Source organism: Bordetella avium (assembly GCF_034424645.1).
In the GTDB taxonomy this organism is placed as follows: domain Bacteria; phylum Pseudomonadota; class Gammaproteobacteria; order Burkholderiales; family Burkholderiaceae_B; genus Bordetella; species Bordetella avium.
On record NZ_CP139969.1, the window covers coordinates 2,959,853 to 2,979,454 of the forward strand.

The 19,602-nt window shown below is 63.4% G+C and carries 19 protein-coding genes; 8 read left to right on the forward strand and 11 right to left on the reverse strand.

The genetic code is table 11. The features are described from left to right. Positions 1–158 precede the first annotated feature (158 nt). From U0029_RS13695 to U0029_RS13710, 4 genes are read left to right on the forward strand one after another with little or no spacing between them, the layout of a single operon-like run. On the forward strand, positions 159–854 hold the full coding sequence (locus U0029_RS13695) for a DUF3348 domain-containing protein (RefSeq protein WP_114852416.1): 696 nt from the start codon (positions 159–161) through the stop codon (positions 852–854). Next, entirely contained in the window at positions 851–4,042 is a 3,192-nt protein-coding gene (locus U0029_RS13700; protein WP_115600722.1) for a DUF802 domain-containing protein, read from the forward strand. Before U0029_RS13695 ends, U0029_RS13700 begins: the two co-directional genes overlap by 4 nt. Further along, on the forward strand, positions 4,039–4,689 hold the full coding sequence (locus tag U0029_RS13705) for an OmpA family protein (RefSeq protein WP_114852417.1): 651 nt from the start codon (positions 4,039–4,041) through the stop codon (positions 4,687–4,689). Before U0029_RS13700 ends, U0029_RS13705 begins: the two co-directional genes overlap by 4 nt. Continuing rightward, complete coding sequence (locus U0029_RS13710) at positions 4,682–5,245, forward strand: DUF2894 domain-containing protein (RefSeq protein WP_236824208.1); 564 nt, start codon at positions 4,682–4,684, stop codon at positions 5,243–5,245. Before U0029_RS13705 ends, U0029_RS13710 begins: the two co-directional genes overlap by 8 nt. A gap of 54 nt (positions 5,246–5,299) precedes the next feature. On the opposite strand, the gene U0029_RS13715 is transcribed toward U0029_RS13710, so the two are convergent. Next, positions 5,300–5,878, reverse strand: a complete 579-nt coding sequence (locus U0029_RS13715) for a flavin reductase family protein (RefSeq protein WP_012416444.1) — start codon at positions 5,876–5,878, stop codon at positions 5,300–5,302. 49 nt (positions 5,879–5,927) lie between these two features. Here U0029_RS13715 and U0029_RS13720 point away from each other — a divergent pair, with 49 nt between their 5' ends. Beyond that, positions 5,928–7,112 (forward strand): HPP family protein, encoded by a 1,185-nt coding sequence (locus U0029_RS13720; protein WP_236824207.1) that lies wholly within the window; start codon positions 5,928–5,930, stop codon positions 7,110–7,112. Between the two features lie 129 nt (positions 7,113–7,241). On the opposite strand, the gene U0029_RS13725 is transcribed toward U0029_RS13720, so the two are convergent. Continuing rightward, on the reverse strand, positions 7,242–8,336 hold the full coding sequence (locus tag U0029_RS13725; protein WP_114852419.1) for a branched-chain amino acid aminotransferase: 1,095 nt from the start codon (positions 8,334–8,336) through the stop codon (positions 7,242–7,244). Between the two features lie 309 nt (positions 8,337–8,645). Here U0029_RS13725 and yghU point away from each other — a divergent pair, with 309 nt between their 5' ends. Beyond that, the gene (yghU, locus tag U0029_RS13730) at positions 8,646–9,524 is read left to right on the forward strand and encodes a glutathione-dependent disulfide-bond oxidoreductase (RefSeq protein ID WP_114852420.1); all 879 of its coding nucleotides are present in this window, start codon (positions 8,646–8,648) and stop codon (positions 9,522–9,524) included. A 97-nt stretch (positions 9,525–9,621) separates the two neighbouring features. Here the strand turns inward: yghU and U0029_RS13735 are convergent, their stop codons facing one another. The 7 genes from U0029_RS13735 to U0029_RS13765 all read right to left on the reverse strand — a co-directional run bounded on the left by U0029_RS13735 (position 9,622) and on the right by U0029_RS13765 (position 15,459). Then, positions 9,622–10,221, reverse strand: a complete 600-nt coding sequence (locus tag U0029_RS13735) for a nitroreductase family protein (RefSeq protein ID WP_012416440.1) — start codon at positions 10,219–10,221, stop codon at positions 9,622–9,624. A gap of 259 nt (positions 10,222–10,480) precedes the next feature. Continuing rightward, the gene (locus U0029_RS13740; RefSeq protein ID WP_114852421.1) at positions 10,481–11,245 is read right to left on the reverse strand and encodes a MipA/OmpV family protein; all 765 of its coding nucleotides are present in this window, start codon (positions 11,243–11,245) and stop codon (positions 10,481–10,483) included. 188 nt (positions 11,246–11,433) lie between these two features. Continuing rightward, the gene (locus U0029_RS13745) at positions 11,434–12,195 is read right to left on the reverse strand and encodes an alpha/beta fold hydrolase (protein ID WP_114852422.1); all 762 of its coding nucleotides are present in this window, start codon (positions 12,193–12,195) and stop codon (positions 11,434–11,436) included. Positions 12,196–12,317: 122 nt separating this feature from the next. Continuing rightward, the gene (locus U0029_RS13750) at positions 12,318–13,277 is read right to left on the reverse strand and encodes an ABC transporter substrate-binding protein (protein ID WP_114852423.1); all 960 of its coding nucleotides are present in this window, start codon (positions 13,275–13,277) and stop codon (positions 12,318–12,320) included. A 12-nt stretch (positions 13,278–13,289) separates the two neighbouring features. Continuing rightward, positions 13,290–14,117 (reverse strand): ABC transporter permease, encoded by an 828-nt coding sequence (locus tag U0029_RS13755; RefSeq protein WP_114852424.1) that lies wholly within the window; start codon positions 14,115–14,117, stop codon positions 13,290–13,292. Further along, the gene (locus U0029_RS13760) at positions 14,114–14,902 is read right to left on the reverse strand and encodes an ABC transporter ATP-binding protein (RefSeq protein WP_114852425.1); all 789 of its coding nucleotides are present in this window, start codon (positions 14,900–14,902) and stop codon (positions 14,114–14,116) included. The genes U0029_RS13755 and U0029_RS13760 overlap by 4 nt, the downstream gene beginning before the upstream one ends. Before the next feature lie 5 nt (positions 14,903–14,907). Continuing rightward, entirely contained in the window at positions 14,908–15,459 is a 552-nt protein-coding gene (locus U0029_RS13765; protein ID WP_114852426.1) for a carboxymuconolactone decarboxylase family protein, read from the reverse strand. A 630-nt stretch (positions 15,460–16,089) separates the two neighbouring features. On the opposite strand from U0029_RS13765, the gene U0029_RS13770 reads away from it, so the two are divergent. After that, positions 16,090–16,788, forward strand: a complete 699-nt coding sequence (locus tag U0029_RS13770; protein WP_114852428.1) for a hypothetical protein — start codon at positions 16,090–16,092, stop codon at positions 16,786–16,788. Positions 16,789–16,843: 55 nt separating this feature from the next. Here the strand turns inward: U0029_RS13770 and U0029_RS13775 are convergent, their stop codons facing one another. Both U0029_RS13775 and U0029_RS13780 read right to left on the reverse strand, forming a co-directional pair. Continuing rightward, entirely contained in the window at positions 16,844–17,386 is a 543-nt protein-coding gene (locus tag U0029_RS13775; RefSeq protein WP_114852429.1) for a GNAT family N-acetyltransferase, read from the reverse strand. 119 nt (positions 17,387–17,505) lie between these two features. Next, complete coding sequence (locus U0029_RS13780; protein ID WP_012416431.1) at positions 17,506–18,483, reverse strand: tripartite tricarboxylate transporter substrate binding protein BugE; 978 nt, start codon at positions 18,481–18,483, stop codon at positions 17,506–17,508. 217 nt (positions 18,484–18,700) lie between these two features. Here U0029_RS13780 and U0029_RS13785 point away from each other — a divergent pair, with 217 nt between their 5' ends. Further along, positions 18,701–19,600, forward strand: coding sequence for an AEC family transporter (locus U0029_RS13785; RefSeq protein ID WP_114852430.1), 900 nt, complete (start codon positions 18,701–18,703; stop codon positions 19,598–19,600). The last annotated feature ends 2 nt before the right edge of the window (positions 19,601–19,602 follow it).

A 19,602-nucleotide genomic window follows, 5' to 3' on the forward strand; every position in this document is an offset into this window, starting at 1 on the left:
AGGGGGTCAAGGCATAGGGGGACAGATTCCTTGGATTTTATTGATGCCGGTCAATTTTCTCCGCAAACAGGCCCCTAAGACCTGTCCGGCAAGCCTCGGAGATTCGGACATGTAAAACAGTCGGCGCGTGTAAACTCCTGGCTTTTTGGCCCTGCTGCATGGTGCAATCGCCCCGGCGTTCCGGTGTTGGCGGACCGGCTTTCATCCGCTTGCTGACCCGCTTGACCGACGCGGACGTTCCCGAGTCTGGACAATCCCTTTCCGACCGTCTCAGCCAATGGCTGGGCTGGACAGACGGGCTTGCTCTCGCGGCAGCGCTAAACAGCCATCCCATGCCTGGCGAGGCTCGCCTGGATCGGGTCCAGGAGCGCGATCTGATATTGCTGCGCGCCGGGCTGTCCAACGCGATCGCGCGCGACATCAAACAGCGCGGCCCCTCGCCATTTCAGGCCAAGGACGCGCCCGCCGAAGATGACTACCGGACCTACCGCCAGCTCTATCTGGCCTTGCAGCAAACCATGGAAACGCGCATCGGCAACCTGCGCACCCGCCTGCGGGCCACGCTGGCAACGAGCACGCCCGAGCTAACCCAGCTGGCCGTGATCGACGCCATCATGGAACGCGCCCTGATCCCACATGAGCGCGCCCTCCTGGCCAATGTGCCCGGCCTGCTCGAAAAACACTTTCAGCGCCTGCGCCTGGCCGAAGAAGAGGCCAGCCAGCCAGAGGCCCGACATGGCGGCTGGCTGCAAACCTTTCGCCAGGACATGCAAAGTGTTCTGCTCGCCGAGCTCGATGTTCGACTACAACCAGTCGAAGGGCTGTTCGCCGCTCTTCGTATAAGGACGTCATGACCCGTCTCCTACACATCATCGTCTTTCTCACGGGTTTGGCCGCCATAGGCTGGATTGGCGCCGGTTATGCCGGCACGAATCCCCTGGCGCTTTCCATCACCGCCCTGATCGCCGTCTGTTATCTGGCCGGCGCCATCGAATTGCTGTGTTATCAACAGGCCACTCGCAGCCTGACACGGGCCTTGCAAGGGCTGAGCACCGCTCCCGCACAACTCTCGGACTGGCTCGACAGCCTGCACCCCAGCTTGCGCAACACGGCGCGACTGCGCATCGAGGGCGAGCGCATAAGCCTGCCCGGCCCCGCCCTGACTCCCTATCTCGTGGGTCTCTTGGTCTTGCTGGGCATGCTCGGCACCTTTCTGGGCATGGTCGCCACGCTGCGCGGCACCGGCATGGCGCTGGAAAGCGCCACCGACCTGGCGGCCATGCGCGCCTCGCTGGCTGCGCCCGTCAAAGGCCTGGGTTTCGCCTTCGGCACCTCGGTCGCCGGCGTGGCCGCCTCGGCCATGCTGGGCCTGCTCTCGGCCCTGTGCCGCCGCTCGCGCCTGCAGGCGGGCCAATTGCTCGACACGCAAGCGGCCACAACGCTGCGCGCCTATTCGCTGGCCCATCAACGCGAGGAAAGCTTCAAGCTGCTGCGCGGTCAGGCAGAGGTCATGCCGGCACTGGCCGAACAGCTAGCCGCCATGATGGCCGCCATGCAGCGCCAGAATCAAACCCTGAACGAACAACTGCTGGCAGGTCAGCAGGCCTTCCACAGCAAGACCGAAGCAGTCTATGGACGTCTGGCCAACTCGGTGGAAACCGCACTCACCCACAGCGTGAGCGCCAGCGCCCAGGCTGCTGGCGCCGCCATCCAACCCGCTGTCGAAACCACCATGCAAACCCTGGCGCGCGAAACCACGGCCTGGCGCGAGACCATCACCCAGGCCATGCAAGCGCAAATGGATGGCCTGTCGGCACGCCTGGAGAAAACCAGCGCTGCCCTAGCCGGTAACTGGTCTCATGCTCTGGCCGAGCAGCAGCAGACCAACCAGATACTGAACCAGGATCTGCGCGCCACGCTGGAGGGTTTCAGCGCGGGTTTCGATACCCGCGCAGGTGCGCTGCTGGCGGATGTGTCGGCCAGGCTGGAGCACAGCACCTCGGCACTGGCGGCCGGCTCGGAACACACGGCGCAGGCCTGGTCGCAAGCCTTGCAACGCCAGCAGGAAAACCAGGAAGCGCTGGCTGCGCAACTGAGCGCGGCGCTGGCGCAATTTGCTGGCACCTTTGAAACCCGCTCGGCCAGCTTGCTCACGCAGATTACCGAGCGCCTCACCACCGTCACTGACAGCGTCACGGCCACCCAGACGGGCGTGGCCGCCACCTGGCAGACCGCGCTGGCTGAACAGCGGACAGCTCAGCACGCTCTCACCCGCGAACTAAGCGGCATGCTGGAACAGTTCGGCCAGAACTTCGACCAGCGCGCGACGTCGCTGGTCGATGGCGTGGCCGCCCGCCTGGACGGCGCGGCCGGCAGCATCGCCAACCATGCCCAGCACACCCTGGCCGCCTGGCAAGAAGCCCTGGCCAGCCAACAGCAGGGGCAGCAAGACCTCAACCAGGGCCTGCGCAGCACGCTGGAACAATTCGGCCAGAACTTCGACCAGCGTGCGACGTCGCTGGTCGATGGCGTAGCCGCCCGCCTGGACGGCGCGGCCGGCAGCATCGCCAACCATGCCCAGCGCACCCTGGCCGCCTGGCAAGAAGCCCTGGCCAGCCAACAGCAGGGGCAGCAAGCCCTCAACCAGGGCCTGCGCAGCACGCTGGAACAATTCGGCCAGAACTTCGACCAGCGTGCGAAGTCGCTGGTCGATGGCGTGGCCGCCCGCCTGGACGGCGCGGCCGGCAGCATCGCCAACCATGCCCAGCACACCCTGGCCGCCTGGCAAGAAGCCCTGGCCAGCCAACAGCAGGGGCAGCAAGCCCTCAACCAGTGCCTGCGCAGCACGCTGGAGCAATTCGCGCACACCTTCGAAACCCGCTCGGGCGCGCTGATCGACGGCATTGCCGCCCGTCTGGAGAGCAGCGCGGCAGCGGTGTCGGCCAACACGGCGAACACCCTGCAAGAATGGCGCAGCGCGCTCGACGGGCAAGCCCGCGAACAGGCGGCGCTGGCTCAGCACCTGCGCGATGCGCTGGCAGGTTTCGCAGCCGCCTTCGACACCCGCTCGGCCAGCCTGGTCGACAAGGTGGCGGCCCGCCTGGATGTCACCACCGAGCAACTAGCGCGGGCATGGGGCGAAGCGCTGGCCCAGCACGAACAAGCCAGCGCCGCGCTGACCGGTGCGCATCAACAGGCGCTGGATGCGGCAGCGCAACGTTTCGAAGACCATTCGGCGTCTTTGCTGGCCACAATCGATCAGGCCCATGGCCGCCTGCATGGCGAACTGGCCGCTCGCGACGAGGCGCGGCTGTCGGCCTGGACACAATCCCTAGCCGGCGTGGCTGCGGCATTGCGCACCGAATGGGAAGACACCGGCAACCGCAGTCTGGCGCGTCAACAGGAAATCTGCGACAACTTCTCGGCTGCCATCAGCGACATCACCACCCAGGCCGACATGCAGTCCCAGCGCACTATCGCCGAAATCGAACGCCTGCTGGAGGCCGCGTCACAAGCGCCCAAGGCCGCCGCCGACATGGTGGCCGAGCTGCGGCAAAAACTCTCTGACAGCATGGCGCGCGATAACGCCATGCTGCAAGAGCGCGGTCATCTGCTGGAAACGGTCGATACCCTGTTGCAGGCCATCAATCACGCCAGCACCGAACAGCGCAGCGCGGTGGACGCGCTGGTGGCCTCGTCGGCCGAACTGCTGGACCGGGTAGGCCATCGTTTCACCGAGCATATAGCAGGCGAAACCGGCAAAATTGCGGCCGTGGCCGATCAAGTCAGCGGCAGCGCCGCCGACGTCGCCAGCCTGGGCGAAGCTCTGGGCACGGCGGTACGCCTGTTCGACGAGTCCAACAGCAAGCTGGTAGCCCAGCTTGAGCGAATCGAATCGGCGCTGGCCAAATCACTGACCCGCAGCGACGAACAGCTGGCCTATTACGTGGCCCAGGCCCGCGAAGTCGTTGACCTTTCCATGCTGTCGCAAAAACAGATCCTGCAAGAACTGCGGCAAATCAACCATGACGGCACGGCATGAGAGATGAGCTCGACGCTGGCCAGGACACCCCGGCGCCCGCCTGGGCAGTCTTTGGTGATCTGATGGCCGTACTGCTGGGCGCCTTTGTGCTCATTCTGGTGGGCATTATCGGCGTGCAGCTGCAACTGTCGGTCAAGCTGGACGAAGAAGTCAAAGAACGTCAGGCCGAAACCCAGCGGCGCGAGACGCTGGAACAGGCGCTGGCCGTGCCTCTGGCCGGAGGCCGCGTGACGCTGGTCGATGGCCGCATCGGGATCAGCGGCAGCGTGCTGTTCGCGCTGAATTCCGACCAGCTTCAGCCAGAAGGCCGGGAGCTGCTCATGAGCCTGGCCGAGCCGCTGAAAACCTATCTCCAGAGCCGCGACGAAATCCTGATGGTCAGCGGGTTTACCGATAACCAGCGCGTGAGTGAGCACAACCGTCGTTTCAGCGACAACTGGGAGCTTTCCGCTCAGCGTGCGCTTACCGTGACACGCGCCCTGATCGACGCGGGCATTCCCGCGTCATCGCTGTTCGCGGCGGCTTTCGGCTCCGAGCAGCCGGTGGCCTCCAATGACGATGCTGAAGGCCAGGCCAAAAACCGCCGCGTGGAAATCGCGCCGGTGCCCCGTCAGACCGGCACCGGCAAGGACGCTGCGCGTGACTGAGCGCCTGCAACGCTGGCGCGAGCAGGGCGCCGACCGCCTTGATCCCTGCGGCTTCGCGCGGCTTGAGGCCCTGGCGCGGCGCGTCCAAGCCTTGGCCGGCGGCGCACGCGAGGCGGCCCAAGCCCATCTGGCGCGGCATCTTGACGACTACGCAGCCCGGCTTGCCGCCGTGCAGGCCGCGCCGGCCGCGCCCGAGACCCCGCCCTTGAGCGAATTACAGGCCTTACTGGCTCACATCGCCGAGCGGCCTGCAGGCCTGGACCATTCTTTGCGCGAACACTACCCAGACCTGCCGCTGCTGGACAGTTTCCGCGCGCTCTGGACGCGCTTGAGCGCCGACCAGCAACTGCGTCAATCCATGGCGCAGTTGCCGGAAAATGCCGGGCCGCTGAACGCCGACCATCTGGCGCACCGGGCGCTATCGCATATGCGGGCGCTCTCGCCCGACTATCTGTATCAGTTCATGAGCTATGTCGAAACGCTGTCATGGCTGGAGCGGCTGACCGCGCCCGCCCCGCCCAAAGAGCCTCGCCGCGCGCGCAAGCCACGGTCCTGAAGCAGCCCGGCTCGAGCAGGCGCCGAGATCGGCTCGCTCAAGCGAGCCTGCGAATTAAAGCTCGCGCGCCTTTCGCGGCATGCCCGCCACCGCAAAATTGCCGGCACCCAGATGATGCAGCGTATGCAGGTCGCGATTGGCTTCAGAGAAATTCCAGTGCCCGCCAGAGAAAATGCGCGGATCGGCAGCTGCACTCACCACCTCGGCAAAGCAGGTGTCGTAAGCATCTTCAGTGTGTTGTTCGGGAATCCGGCGGCACTCCATCCAGGCCGCCATGCCCTGCTCGATCAGGGGCAGACCCAGCACCGGGCCGTCAAAAGTCGCAAGACCATAGCGCAGAAACTTGTCGCCATCGCGGCCTGATACGCTGCCTACGGCATAGGTTTGGTCCACCCAGGCCGCGCCCGGTATAAGCAGGGCGAAATGGCCGCTGGCATGCAGCAGCTCCCGCGTATAACTGTGCTTGTCGATCACCACCGACACACGGGGCGGCGAGAACTCCACCGGCATGGACCAGGCCGCCGCCATGATGTTGCGCGCAGCGCCATGGCGCGTGGTGACGAGCACGGTCGGACCATGATTGATAAGGCGGCTGGCGTGTTCCAGCGCCACGGACTGAAAATGGGAAGACATGGGTGCTCCTGAAGATACTGCGGCGTAACAGCCTGCCGATTGAACCAAAATGCGCATCGCTTCGCCACCGGAGCACGTGCTACATTCCCAAGCCTTGCGGCGGAATCGCCGCCTGGAGAAAGTGTTGTCTGCCCGCTTTACCGCCTGGCTGAGCGCCTTCGCGCCAGTCCCCGCCGGAGCCAATTCCCGCGAAAAATGCTATGGCGCCCTGGGCGCCCTGATCGGCCTGTTATGCACCGAATGGATAGGCCGCCACGTGCTCGGCGCTGCCAGCCTCTGGATCATTCCGCCGATGGGCGCATCCGCCGTATTGCTGTTCGCCGCCCCCGCCAGCCCGCTGGCCCAACCCTGGTCCCTCATGGGCGGCAACGTCGTATCCGCCCTGGTGGGCGTGGCCTGCGCGCTTTATATTCCCGACATCGCGCTGGCGGCGGCGCTGGCATGCGGATTGGCGATCGCAGCCATGTTCGCGCTGCGCTGCCTGCACCCGCCAGGCGGCGCGGTGGCCCTGACCGCGGTGCTGGGCGGACCGGCCGTCGCCAAGCTCGGCTTCGGCTTTGCCCTCTGGCCCGTGGGCATCAACTCCCTAGCGCTGCTCGGCATGGCTTTGCTGTTCAACGGCCTGCTAAAACGGCATTATCCCCGCCGCCCCCAAGATAGCGCCACGCCGCACCGAACGCGCGACCCAGCCCCCAGCCAGCGCCTGGGCTTCTCGCCCGAAGACCTGCGCCAAACCCTGGCCGAACGCGGCGAGTTGCTGGACATCAGCGAAGAGGATCTCCAGGCCATCGTGATCGCGGCGGAAACCCGCGCCGCATCGCGGCGCCACGCCGAGCTGCGGTGCGCCGACATCATGTCGCGTGATGTGGTGAGTGTCACGGCACAGGATAGCCTGGCGCATGCGCTGGCCTTGATGCGACACCACCGTCTGAGCGTGCTGCCGGTGTTGGAGGACGGCCGCTATCTGGGCCTGCTGCACGAACACGACGCCATGGACGGGCTGAACACCGCGCTGGCCGACTGCCTGCATCGTGACCGCGCCTTCGCCACCCCCGACCTGCCCGCCATCGAGCTGGCGCGGCCCATGGCGGATGGCCGACACTGCCTGCCCGTGCTCGATGAGCAGGGCCAGTTGCAAGGCCTGGTCACGCAATCGGATCTCATCGCCGCGCTGTATCAGATCACCCTGGCGCAAGATGAAAAACGGCTGGCGCCCCCCGACGGCGAACACTGACAGCAGCGCCCGAAGCTAAAAATCCCGGCAAACCGAGCTGTACGATGCCTGGATGATGCCGCCTCAGGCGGCGTTGCAAGCGTAAAGGGCTTGCAACGCCGCCACCCGCGCTGAATCTCTGTGCGACGCTCAGGCTACCTTGTGCAGCCAGTTGTGCTTGTCCTCGGCACGGCCACGTTGAATATCCTGCAAGGCCGCCTTCAGCTTGAGCGTGGTGGCGCCTGCGCCGCCATCGCCGATGGTGAAGCCATGCTTGCGGCCCTTGACCTGGCCGATAGGCGTGACCACGGCGGCAGTGCCGCAGGCAAAGGACTCGACCAGCTTGCCGCTCTTGGCGTCTTCCTGCCATTGGTCGATGGAATAGGGTTCCTCCCGCACCGTCAGGCCCTGATCGCGCGCCAGGGTGATGAGCGAATCACGGGTGATGCCGGGCAGAATGGTGCCGGTAAGCGGCGGGGTCTGGAGCGAACCGTCGGCGAACACGAAAAACACATTCATGCCGCCCAGCTCTTCGATCCAGCGTCGCTCGACCGCATCCAGAAAGACCACCTGATCGCAGCCTTCGCGCGCGCCTTCGGCCTGGGCCTGGAGACTGGCCGCATAGTTGCCGCCGCACTTGGCCGCGCCAGTGCCGCCCGGCGCCGCACGCGTGTAGTTGTCGGAAACCCAGATGGTCACGGCCGAACCGCCACCCTTGAAGTAAGCGCCCACCGGCGAGGCGATCACGGCATACAGATATTCCGACGAAGGCTTGGTGCCCAAAGCCACTTCGGTCGCAATCATGAAGGGACGCAAATAGAGAGAAGCGCCTTCAGCCGAGGGAATCCAGTCGCGGTCGGCGCGCACCAGGGCTTGAACCGACTCCACGAAAATGTTCTCGGGCAGTTCGGCCATCGCCAGACGGGCGGCAGAGCTGCGAAAGCGACGGGCATTGGCGTCAGGGCGAAACAGCGTCGAACCGCCATCAGGGAGGCGGTAGGCCTTCAGGCCTTCGAAGATCTCCTGGGCGTAATGCAGCACCAGCGTCGAAGGATTGAGACGCAGATCAGCCCTGGCGGTAATCTTGGCGTCATGCCAGCCACGCTCGGCGCTATAGCGCACGGTAGCCATGTGGTCGGTGAAAATCCGGCCAAACCCGGGGTCCTGGAGCAGGCGCTCGCGCTCGGCAGGCGCCACCGGATTCGGATGGTGCTCAATCAAGAAAGTGGGTTTGTCTTGACTCATTTCTGTCTCCAGCAGATCAGGGGTATGAATGCAGCATGATGGCGCAAGGATACGCCATCCCGCTCAGATATCGTGGCCTGACCCGTGATCTTGCACCGTCCGATGCGGCGACCGCCCGTTTGTCCCTCGCTCGGCAACGCAGGACGACATCGCGCCGCATGGCGAAAGAGGGGCGCCGCCAGGCATCGCAGGCTTGCGAGACAGCGATGCGGGGCGCAAAAAATAAGTTTGCGCCACAAGGTTAATCGGGAGGTAAGGCAAGAAACGCGGCAAAATCATAAACGTCACCCTCTAACGGAGCGCCCTTCCATGAGCAATGAATACCTGCCGCCCAAAGTCTGGACCTGGAATCAGAACGGAGCCAGCACCGCCTCCGCCGCCTCCAGCCTGAACCGCCCGGTCGCCGGCGCCACCCACGAAAAAACCCTGCCGGTCGGCCGCCACCCCCTACAGCTTTATTCACTGGGCACGCCCAACGGCCAGAAGGTCACCATTCTGCTCGAAGAGTTGCTGGCTCGCGGCCACCAGGGCGCTGAGTACGATGCCTGGCTGATCAACATCGGCAACGGCGACCAGTTCGGCAGCGGCTTTGTCGACATCAACCCCAACTCCAAGATTCCCGCCCTGGTGGACCGTTCCGGCCAGAGCCCCATTCCCGTATTCGAGTCCGGCGCCATTTTGCTCTACCTCGCCGAAAAATTCGCTGACTTCCTGCCCACGGACCCTGCCCTGCGCGCCGCGACGCTGTCCTGGCTGTTCTGGCAAATGGGCAGCGCCCCCTATCTGGGCGGAGGCTTCGGGCATTTCTATGCCTATGCGCCAGTCAAGATCGAATACGCCATCGACCGCTTCGCAATGGAAGTCAAGCGCCAGCTCGACGTGCTGGATCAGCGGCTGGCCAAGCACGAGTTCTTGGCCGGCGACCAATACACCATCGCCGACATCGCGGTATTCCCCTGGTATGGCGGCCTGATCAAGGGCTGGCAGTACGATGCGGCAGAATTCCTCGCCGTTCACGAATATCGCCATGTGCAGCGTTGGGCCGATACCCTGCTGGCCCGTCCGGCCGTGCAACGCGGCCGCATCGTCAATCGCCTGCGCGGCCCGCTGTCAGAGCAATTACACGAACGCCACGACGCCAGCGACTTTACGACCCGCACGCAAGACAAACTACAAGCCGGCAACTAGGTTCGCGCGGTTCGAGACTGCTGAACCTACCACCCCCCAAAAAAAACGGAGCCCGCAGGCTCCGTTTTTTTTGAGGTGCTGTTTTTGAGGCGCTATATCAGCCGGCCACGATGAAGCGGTCAGCGTCGCTCATGAAGGCCTTGTCGGTCTTGGGCGCTTCGTTTGAACCGAAGGGCATTTGCGCGCGCAACTTCCAGGAAGCCGGCACATTCCATTCACGGGCCACGGCGGCGTCGATGAGGGGGTTGTAGTGCTGTAGGCTGGCGCCGACTCCCGCGTTGGCCAGCGCGCTCCAGACCGAGAGCTGGGCCATGCCGCTGGCCTGTTCCGACCAGACCGGGAAGTTATCGGCATAAAGCGCGAACTTCTCTTGCAAGCCGCGGATCACGTCCTGGTCTTCGAAGAACAGCACCGTGCCCACGCCGGCGGCAAAGCTCTTGAGCTTGGCTTCGGTTTTGTCAAAGCCTTCGGCGGGCGCAACCTTGCGGACCTCATCCGTGGCCAGGGCCCACAGCTTGTCGCTTTCGGCGCCGAACAGCACCAGCGCGCGCGAGCTTTGCGAGTTAAAGGACGAAGGGCTGTGTTTGATGGCTTCCTGGATCAGAGAGACCAGCGCATCCTTGGACAAGGACAGGTTGCGGCCCAGGGAATACTGGGTGCGGCGCTGTTTAAGCGCATCGATATAAGCGTTGCTCATGACCTTATAGCCTTTCGACAGTAAAGATTAGGGGGAGACTTGCCGCGATTCTACCGACCACTGATAAGCGCTTGCCAGCAATAAATGATTAGACTTCATCATACGCTGCGAGACAGTTTGTTCTACTGGCAACAACAGTGCCTCGACGCCACGCCAAACCGGCTCGATATCAGCGTGGCCAGTCCCGATCGGGGGACGGCGGGCCCCATAAAAAAAGCCCGCTCCGGCCAGGAGCGGGCGGGGTCAGCGAAGCCGGGGCTCAGAAAGCGTAGACCATGCCCACGCCGCCAAACATATTGACCTTGCGTTCGTTCAGCGGGCTGTCACGCGCATCACCCAGCACGGAGGTCAGGCCGACCGTCGTGATGGTGCTCCAGCTGCTGTTCAAACGGTAAACCCAGTTCGAGAACAGAGAGGCCGACTTGAAACCCGAAGAAGGCGAATAGGTCGACAGGCCGGCGCGGCTCTTGGCGGCCTGCGACGAGGTGACGCCAAACCAGGTCTGCATGTCATCACGGCTGCCCCACTGGGTGCTCAGGCCCAGGCGCAGGCTGTTGCGATCGTCTTGCAAAAAGGCGTAGGAAGTCCGCAACTCCAGCGTGCCGCCGTATCCGGAATGGGCAGCCTGCCGGTAGGCCGCGCCCAATGAGTAGCTGCCAGGCGCCCATTCGACGAATGCGCCGTAAGCGGCATGGAATTTAATGTCGCCTATGCCGCGTGTCAGCCGGGAATCATCTGCATCACGGCCTAGATTGGCGCCGAGGAACAGGCCGCCGGTCAGGTCAGGCGCGAGCTTGGTTTTCAGGCCCAGGGCCGGCAGACCGGCGCGAGGAGAGATGAAAAAGCTGCCGGATTCATAATTGATGAGGGGTACGGGCAGCACACGGTATTTGCTGGAACCCTCATAAAGCGGAACCACGCCCAGACCCAGACCGACAAAATTCCGGCTCTGGGCCTGCGCGGACGCCATGACGGTCAGGGCCGCCAGGACGAAAGTAGTTTTGGTCAACATACCAAAGCGCATGAAAACTCCTCGCTATTGCGGTGATAAAGACGAAGATCACGCAGGCTATTTCCTTGATCTTGCCCGGATAAATACTTAAATCACCGGGGATAGTACCCGAGCCCTTTGCAGCCGCCTGGCGAAAAATTCGCGTTATCAGACCGGAATTTGTCGCAGCGCAACATCCGCTGCTCTGGGCTTTTTCGACACTATGGTTCAAGCCAGCCACGGATCTCGGCCAAGACCTGCTCCGGCTTTTCGCGGTGCGGCATATGGCCCAGACCCTGAAAAACATGGGCGCGTCCGGACGTCAGCCGGGCGATATGCGCGGCATGCGCCGGTGAACCGTATTCATCCTGATCGCCATGCAGCGCGAGAACGGGGCAGCCGATGCGACGCAGCTCGGCATCCAGGTTCCAGGCAGCAAATTCGGGTGACAGCCAGGTGTCGATCCAAGCGCTCAATACCCAGGCGGCCTTGTCGCCATGATATTTCTGCAAACGCGCCATCTGGCCCGGCTGGGCGAAGCCCTCACGGGCCTGGCGCACGCCAGCCAGAATGCGCTCGTCGACAAAAGCCTGGGCGGCGATCGTGATGAGGCCTTGGCAATCGGCCGCGTGACGCGCCGCGCAGGCAATGCCCATGCCGCCGCCCACGCTATGGCCCAGGGCGACAAAGGCGCTAATACCTAAGTGCTCCCGCAGGGCCAGAAACCCGCTGTCCGCCTCCCGCTGCACAAAATCCAGCGTGATCCGGCCGGGATCGGACTGGCCAAAACCCAGGCGGTCATAAGCAATGACATCGCGCCCGCAAGCCTGCGCCAGTTGTTCGGGAAAATCGCGCCACAAGGCCACACAACCCAGCGAGTCATGCAAAAGCACCAAAGGCGGCAGTGCGCTGCCAGTCTGCCAACTGCGGGCAAAGAGACGGCCTTGGCCTGTGTCGATGTCGTGGTCTTGAATGCTGAGCATGGGCGCGCCCCGGACGGATAAGCCTAGGATGATAGCGCGCCGCCGCCACAAGTCCGCAGCCAGCCCTGGCTAAGGCTCTCGGCCCCCGCGCCCTTAGCCGGCGGCGTCGAACACGACAGCAATCAATAGGTCTTAGCGTCGATCTCCTTGGACCACTTCAGATCCAGCCAGCGCGGGTCGGCCGGGATCTTATCGAGATTGCCGAGGTCAACCTGGGTCTGTAGCGCATCGGCCAGCGCCTGCGGCACGATCGCGGCGGAATCGGCGAACACGCCGTCATCGATCAGGCGCATCACCGACTTACGCACGACTTCGGGCGGCAAATTGGGGAAAAGCTTCAAACCGCTCTGCACAGCGGCCTCAGGGTCTTTATGTATTGTCTTGAGCGCGCGATCCAGCCCCGACACCAGCTTTCCGGCGACATGGGGATCAATGTCCTGGCGCGTGGAGATGGCCGAGAAGGTGTAGGGCCCGATCTCGCGCGAGAAGGCCGATACGACCTTAAAACCCTGAGCTTCGGCCTGAGAAGCTCCCGGCTCGTAGAGCACGGCGCAATCAGCCAGACCGGCGCTCAATGGCCCCGCTTCATTACCCAGCGGCACCTCCAGCAGATTCACGTCGCGCTTGGGGTCCAGACCCGCCTTGCGCAAAATCTTCAGAAAGGCGGAAGTGCTGGTGGTGGGCATCGCCCCGGTGGCGATGGTCGCGCCCTTCAGGCTGGTGAAATCCTTGAAATCGAAGGCCGATTTGCAGGTCAGCCAGACGCCAAGACGATTGAGCGTGCCGCCCACCACCTTGACCGGCGCGCCACGGCCAAAGGAAATGGCGGTCCATTCCGGGCCATGCAAGGAAAAATCGGCGCTCTTGGAAATCACGGCGGCCAGGGCGTTTGTCGACGACGAGGCGACATCAATGCGCACATCCAGCCCCTCATCCTTGAAATAGCCCTGCTCTTGGGCGAAATACACCGGCAGATAAAAAACCGACTTAAACGCCGCCGAGACGACGGCCTGGTCCTTGGCGTGGGCGGCCAGACTGGCGCAAGACAGCGCCGCGGCAAGCGCGAGACGGGAATAGTTCATAGTGAATGAAACTCAGAGTTTGAATTGCGTGGCGTAGGTCTGGTCTTTCCAACGCAACAGGCGTTTTTCGGCAATATCCACGCCGGCATACAGCACAAAGCCGAGCAGCATGAGCGTGAAAATGCCGACCCAGACCGTGTTCAGGTCATAAAGCGACGACGCCACGAAAATCACGTGGCCGACGCCGTACTTGGAGGAAATGAATTCGCCCACCACGGTGCCGACCAACGCGAAACCGATATTGATGCGAAAGGTGCTGATGATGTAGGGCAGCGCCGCGGGCACGACCACCTTGCCGAACACCTGGTTGCGCGTGGCGCCCAGCGACGCCATCATGCGCTGGATATCCGGATCGGTATCCTTGGCAGCCTGAAATGCCGCCAGCAGGGCCACAATGGCGGTCAGCGAAATCGACAGCGCCACCTTGGAAATGAGTCCGGTGCCAAACCACAGGATGATCAGCGGCGCGAACGCTATCTTGGGCACGCTGTTGACGGCGACCAGAATGGGCTCGACCACCTTGGCCGCATAGGGCGAATACCACAGCCCCAGACCGGGCGCAGTGCCTACTGCCGTGCCGACCACAAAACCCAGCGCCGATGCCCACAGGGTATAGCCCGCATGTTCCAGCAGTTCGCCCGACAGCATCATCTTCCAGGCGGCCTGTGCGACACCGGCCGGCGAGCCGAACAAAAAACCGTTGATATAGCCCGCGCTCACGCCCAGCTCCCAGGCGCCGAACAGAAGCACGAGAATCAATAGTTGCGCAGCCAGCACGGGCGGCCGCGGCAATTTCAAACGGGGCGCGCGCGTGGCGACGCCAGACAAGATAGTGCTCATGCTGCCTCCGCCTGCCCGGTCTGGATGTCCAGCTCCTGGCAGAGGGTATCGAAATAGGTGGAAAAACCAGGGTGGCGGCGAGCAGCCAGCGGCGAGGCCGGCTCGCCCAAACGAATGTCATGCACGCGCTTGAGCCGGCCCGGCCGGGCGCTCAACACGAAGATGCGCTGCGACAAAGCGATGGCCTCATCGATGTCATGCGTGACCAGCACCACGGTTTTGCCCTGCTTGCTGGCGGTATCGGCCAGCATGGTTTCCAGAAACAAGCGGGTCTGATAGTCGAGCGCGGAAAACGGCTCGTCCAGCAACAGCACATCCGGGTCCGGCAACAGGGTGCGCGCCAGGGCCACCCTTTGCCTCATACCGCCCGACAAAGCCTTGGGGTAACTGTCCTCAAACTGCAAAAGACCGAAGGCATGCAGATAATGCCGCGCCCTTTCGACCGACTCGACCCGCGGCGCGCCGCGCAGCTCCAGGCCCACGATCACGTTATCCAGCACCGTGCGCCAGGGCATCAGAAGGTCGCGTTGCAGCATGTAGCCGACCCGGCCGCGCAAATCCGCGACCGGTTTGCCATCGAGCAGGATAGAACCCGCATCGGGATCAAGCAGGCCGGTCAAGATGTTGAACAGCGTGGACTTGCCACAACCCGAGGGACCGATGATGCTGACGAACTCCCCGCTGCCCGCATCCAGGCTGATGTCATCGAGCACCTGCACGGCGCCCTGCTCGCCCTGGAAGCGCTTGCTGATATGGCGGACCTGAAGTTTGGGCGTAACGGACATGAGCGTCAGGCCGCCGGCAGCTCGAACGCCACCACGTCTTCGGACGGCACTTCCAGCGCTTCATTGAAACGCTTGAAAAAGCTGCACAGCGCAATGCGGATGGTCAGCTCAACGACGGCAGGCTCGTCGTAATAACGGCGCAGACGGGCGAAAAGCCCATCGCCGATGCGGGCGGCGTCCAGCGTCACGGCGACCGCATAATCTCGCACGGCCAAATCCTGATCATCCAGGCCGGGGACCTCCGGCTCCAACAGGCGGTCGATGGCTTGCTGCGAAATCCCCTGCGAAGCCAGCTTGGGTTCGTGCAGCGTCACGCAGTAATGGCAGGCATGGGCCTTGGACGCCGCCAACAGCGCGATTTCCAGATGGCGCGGCGAAATCAGGCCCTCTTTTTTCGACTCGACCAGATAAGAAAAAAGATGCTTGAGCGCCGGCGGGCGCGGCAAGAAAGCGCTCAGCATATTGCCGTAGGGGCCATAGTCGCGCAGCAACTGTTGATAGAGGAAAACGGTTTCGGGATCGAGTTTGCTCAGATCCGGGACAGACAAACGAGGCACGATAGATAGGCTAGGAATAAGGACGCCGGGCCATCCTAACCAGCCGCCCACGCCAGCGGAAATACATTCTGCCCATATCGATATCGTTTTCGGTAGACATCGGCGCAAAGCCTCTGCCTCTCGGCCGCCTTGACCCAGGCGGCCGCAGGCCACACATCCTGCACGCCAGGCAAGGGAGATAAAAGCCCTCACCACGCCTGCGCCGATCACGGCTGCGGCCTGACGGCGATACCCAGGCATCGCCCCTCAAAGTCTTTCTGTCAGGCCCACGCGCCCTTACACTTGCGGCGGTTCACCTCAACGGCAAGCCTAACGTGGAGAACCCCGCCCGCGGGCTGCCGCTCTCCCCGATCGCCAAGGCAATCGCACTCGTCCAATGGGTAAAAAAGGTTGATATCCGCCGCTCTGGACGCGGACACGAAACCATCGGAGACTACGATGGACAGGGCAATCCAAACCGGCTTCCCACAGCATGCAAGCATCGGAAATCGGCCAGACTGCCCGCCGCAACGAAGCCGATGTTTTCACGTCGGCCCCCACGCTTACCTGCCCGACGCGGCAGGTCTCCCGACACGGTTGCGCTACTGTCTTTGAACGACTGGGGCACGCCCCGGCAACAGGATGATAAACATGAAACAAAACTGGATATCCCCCCAAGGTCTGGCCTGGCGCGCCCTGGGCGGCCTGCTCTTTAGCGCCAATCTCACGGCGGCTCAGGCTGGCGGCGCCCTCGTGGTCGACGATGCCGATGTCGAAACGCCTGGCCATTGCCACGTGGAGACCTGGGCCTCGCGCTACGGCACGAAACAAGGCCTGGGGCACCTGGGCATGGCCTGCACGCCAAGCAGCCTGCCTTCGCTGGAGCTGGGCATGCAAGGCGAATACACGCGTGACCGCAGTGATCACGGCCTGGGCATCGGGCCCACCTTCAAATGGAATCTACTGCCCAGTGAAAGCGGCGTGGGTGTCGCGCTATCGGGTAATGCGCAATGGAATACGCGCCGTGACCGTATGGATGCAGGTGCGCTCCTCATTCCCGTGACCATCCCGCTGGGCGACAAACTGAATTTGAACCTGAACGTGGGCTGGTCACATGATGACGGCGCCGACCGGCGCGACGCCTATACCGAAGGCGTGCAACTCGCCTATACCCTGAATGAAACCCTGTCCCTGATCGGTGAAACCTTCCGCCGCCGGGGTGATCCGCGGGGTTATCAGGGCGGGCTGCGCCTAACTCGCGGCGACATGGATGTGGACTTTCTATATGGGCACTATGTCGATGGCGCCCACACGCAGGCTTATACCCTAGGCCTGACTTGGCACTACTGACAGGCGGCGGTGCAACACGCGGGCTCGCTGGCCGCCCACATCCCGCTTTTGGGTCTCAGCCGTCGCGCGGCTCCTCGGGCGTGGCCAGGGTGAGCTGATAGAAGGAAGCGTCGACCCAGCGCCCAAACTTGAACCCCACCTGAGACAAGGTACCGCTGTGCTTGAAGCCGAGTTTTTCATGCAGCGCAATGCTGCCCCTGTTGCTGGCGTCAATACAGCCCACCAACACATGCACCTGAGCCTCGCAGGCGCGGCGTATCAATTCACGCAGCAAGAGGCCGCCTAGGCCGCGGCCCCGCTGGTCGCCATGCACATAGATGCTGCGCTCCACCGTGTACTTGAAAGCGGGAAAGGCCCGAAACACGCCCCAACTCGCGAAGGCCAGCAAGCGGCCCTCGCCATCAACCGCGCCGACCACCGGATAGCCGCCCGCCCGCTTGGCCGCGAACCACGCCGCCATCGCCGAGGGGGGGCGAGGATGGTAATCATAAAGCGCCGTCGAATTGACAATGGCGTCGTTCAGGATATCCAAAATGGCGGCCGAATGTTCGGCCTCGGTGCAATCTATCAAACGCACTTCAGCGTGCGAGGTGCTCATGCGAGCCTCCGAGTATCAAGGACGACGCACATTGTAGATAGCCCTGCGCCTACCCCGCTAATGGTCGATAAACAAAAAAAGCGCCGTATTGCTACGGCGCCTTGGACATCATGCCGGGATCAGTCCAACTTGATGTTTTGCTTTTTCACCACGTCGGCGGCCCAGTCGTACTGTTCCTTGATTTCCTTGGCGAACTCTTCGGGGGTGTTGCCCGAAGGTGCCGAACCCTGGTCGTCCAGCGTCTTGAGAACACGCGGGTCCTTCAGCGCGATAACGGCTGCGTCACGCAGCTTGTCAACGATTTCCTTGGGGGTGCCCTTAGGCGCCAGCAAACCGTACCAGACCGGCTGGTTCAAGACCGGAAAACCGACTTCGGCGAAGGTCGGAACATCTTTGAGCGCTTCGACGCGCTTGGGCCAGGCCACAGCCATCGGACGCAGCTTGCCAGCCTGGATCTGCGACATGGAGGACGGCAGGTTGTCGAAAAGCAATTCGATCTGGCCACCCACGGCATCGGCCACGGCCGGACCCGAACCCTTGTAGGGCACGTGCACGATATCCGTGTCGGTCGCCATCTTGAAGGACTCGCCCATCAAGTGCAGCACGCCACAAGTGCCCGAGCTGCCATAGGAATACTTGCCGGGGTTCTTCTTCAGCTCTTCGAGGAAGGCCGGGAAGTCCTTGGCCGGGAACTTGGGGTTGACCGCCACCACATTCGCCGTATTGGCGAAGTTGGTCACGGGCTGGAAATCCTTGATCGGGTCGTAGGGCAGATCCTTGGGACGGCAGGCCGGGTTCACGGCCATGGTCGACACCGTGGCGATGGAAAGCGTGTAGCCATCGGCCGCAGCGCGGGCGGCTTCAGCCGCGCCGATAGCGCCGCCTGCACCGCCCTTGTTCTCGACCACCATGGGCTGACCCAGTTCCTGGGCCATGCGCTGCGTCACGATACGAGCGATGATGTCGGTCGAACCGCCCGGCGCAAACGGCACGATCACGCGAATGGGCTTGTCGGGATAGGCCGCATGGGCGCCGGCAGCGCCCGCAATGCCCACGGCCAAGGCCAGCGCCTGAGCGAGAGTGCGTACTTTGATCATCGGTGTGTTTCCTCCTGATTGGCGGCGCCGCGCGTGAGCAGCGCCGGTGCGGGAACGGCGGCCTGTAGGCCACCTATGTCTATGTGATTATTGGCGAACGTGCGCGAGCCCCGTTGCAAGGCCCGAAACACGCGCTCGAAAATAGAGAATAGCAGTAAATAGCCCTGGCACGGTAGGATAGCGACCCTTTGCGAACCCTCACTCTGCGCCTTGAACCATGTCGGTTGCCCTGCTTGTTCTACCGGATTTTCTCTTGGTCGCCCTGGGCTGGACGCTGCGCCACAGGTTGAACTTTTCGCGTGAGTTTTTTGCGGGTTGCGAGCGGCTGGTCTACTACATTCTTTTTCCGGCCCTGCTGTTCCAATCGATTTTGCGCACCCCCATCAGCGCGGGCAACGCGCTTTTGCTTCTACAGGCCACGGCGGCCGTGATCGCCGCAGGCGTCGTGCTTTCCTGGATGGCCGCCCTGCTGCTGAAATCCGCGCCGGTGGCGCTGGCCTCGGCCGCACAATGCGGCTATCGCTTCAATACCTATATCGGTCTGGCGCTGGCTGCCAGCCTGGGCGGCCCGACCGGACAGACCAGCATGGCCCTGATCGTCGGCTTTGCCGTGCCGATGGCCAATATTGCCGCGGTATACGGTCTGGCGCGCCACAGCGGCAGCGGCCTGCTGCGCGAACTGGCGCGCAATCCCCTGCTGGTGTCCACGATGCTGGCGCTGGCCTGCAATCTGGCCGGCCTGTCTTTGCCGGGACCGCTAGACACCATGCTCGCCCGCCTAGGCGCGGCCGCCATCGCGCTGGGCATCATCTGCGTGGGCGCGAACCTCTCCTGGGAAGGCGGCCGGGGGCACGGCAAGCTGATCAGTTGGATGCTGGCTGTCAAGCTGCTGGCCCTGCCTGCCGTCGCGCTAGGCGTGGCGCGGCTATTCAGCCTGCCGGCTCAGGAAGCGCTGATGCTGCTGCTGTTTGCGGCGCTGCCCACCGCATCGGCAGCCTATGTGCTGGCGATGCGCATGGGCGGCGACGGTCGCATGGTGGCGGTGCTGATCTCGCTGGGCACGCTGCTATCCGCCCTGACGATACCCCTATGGCTGCTGGCGGCGCCGCGCCTCTGACA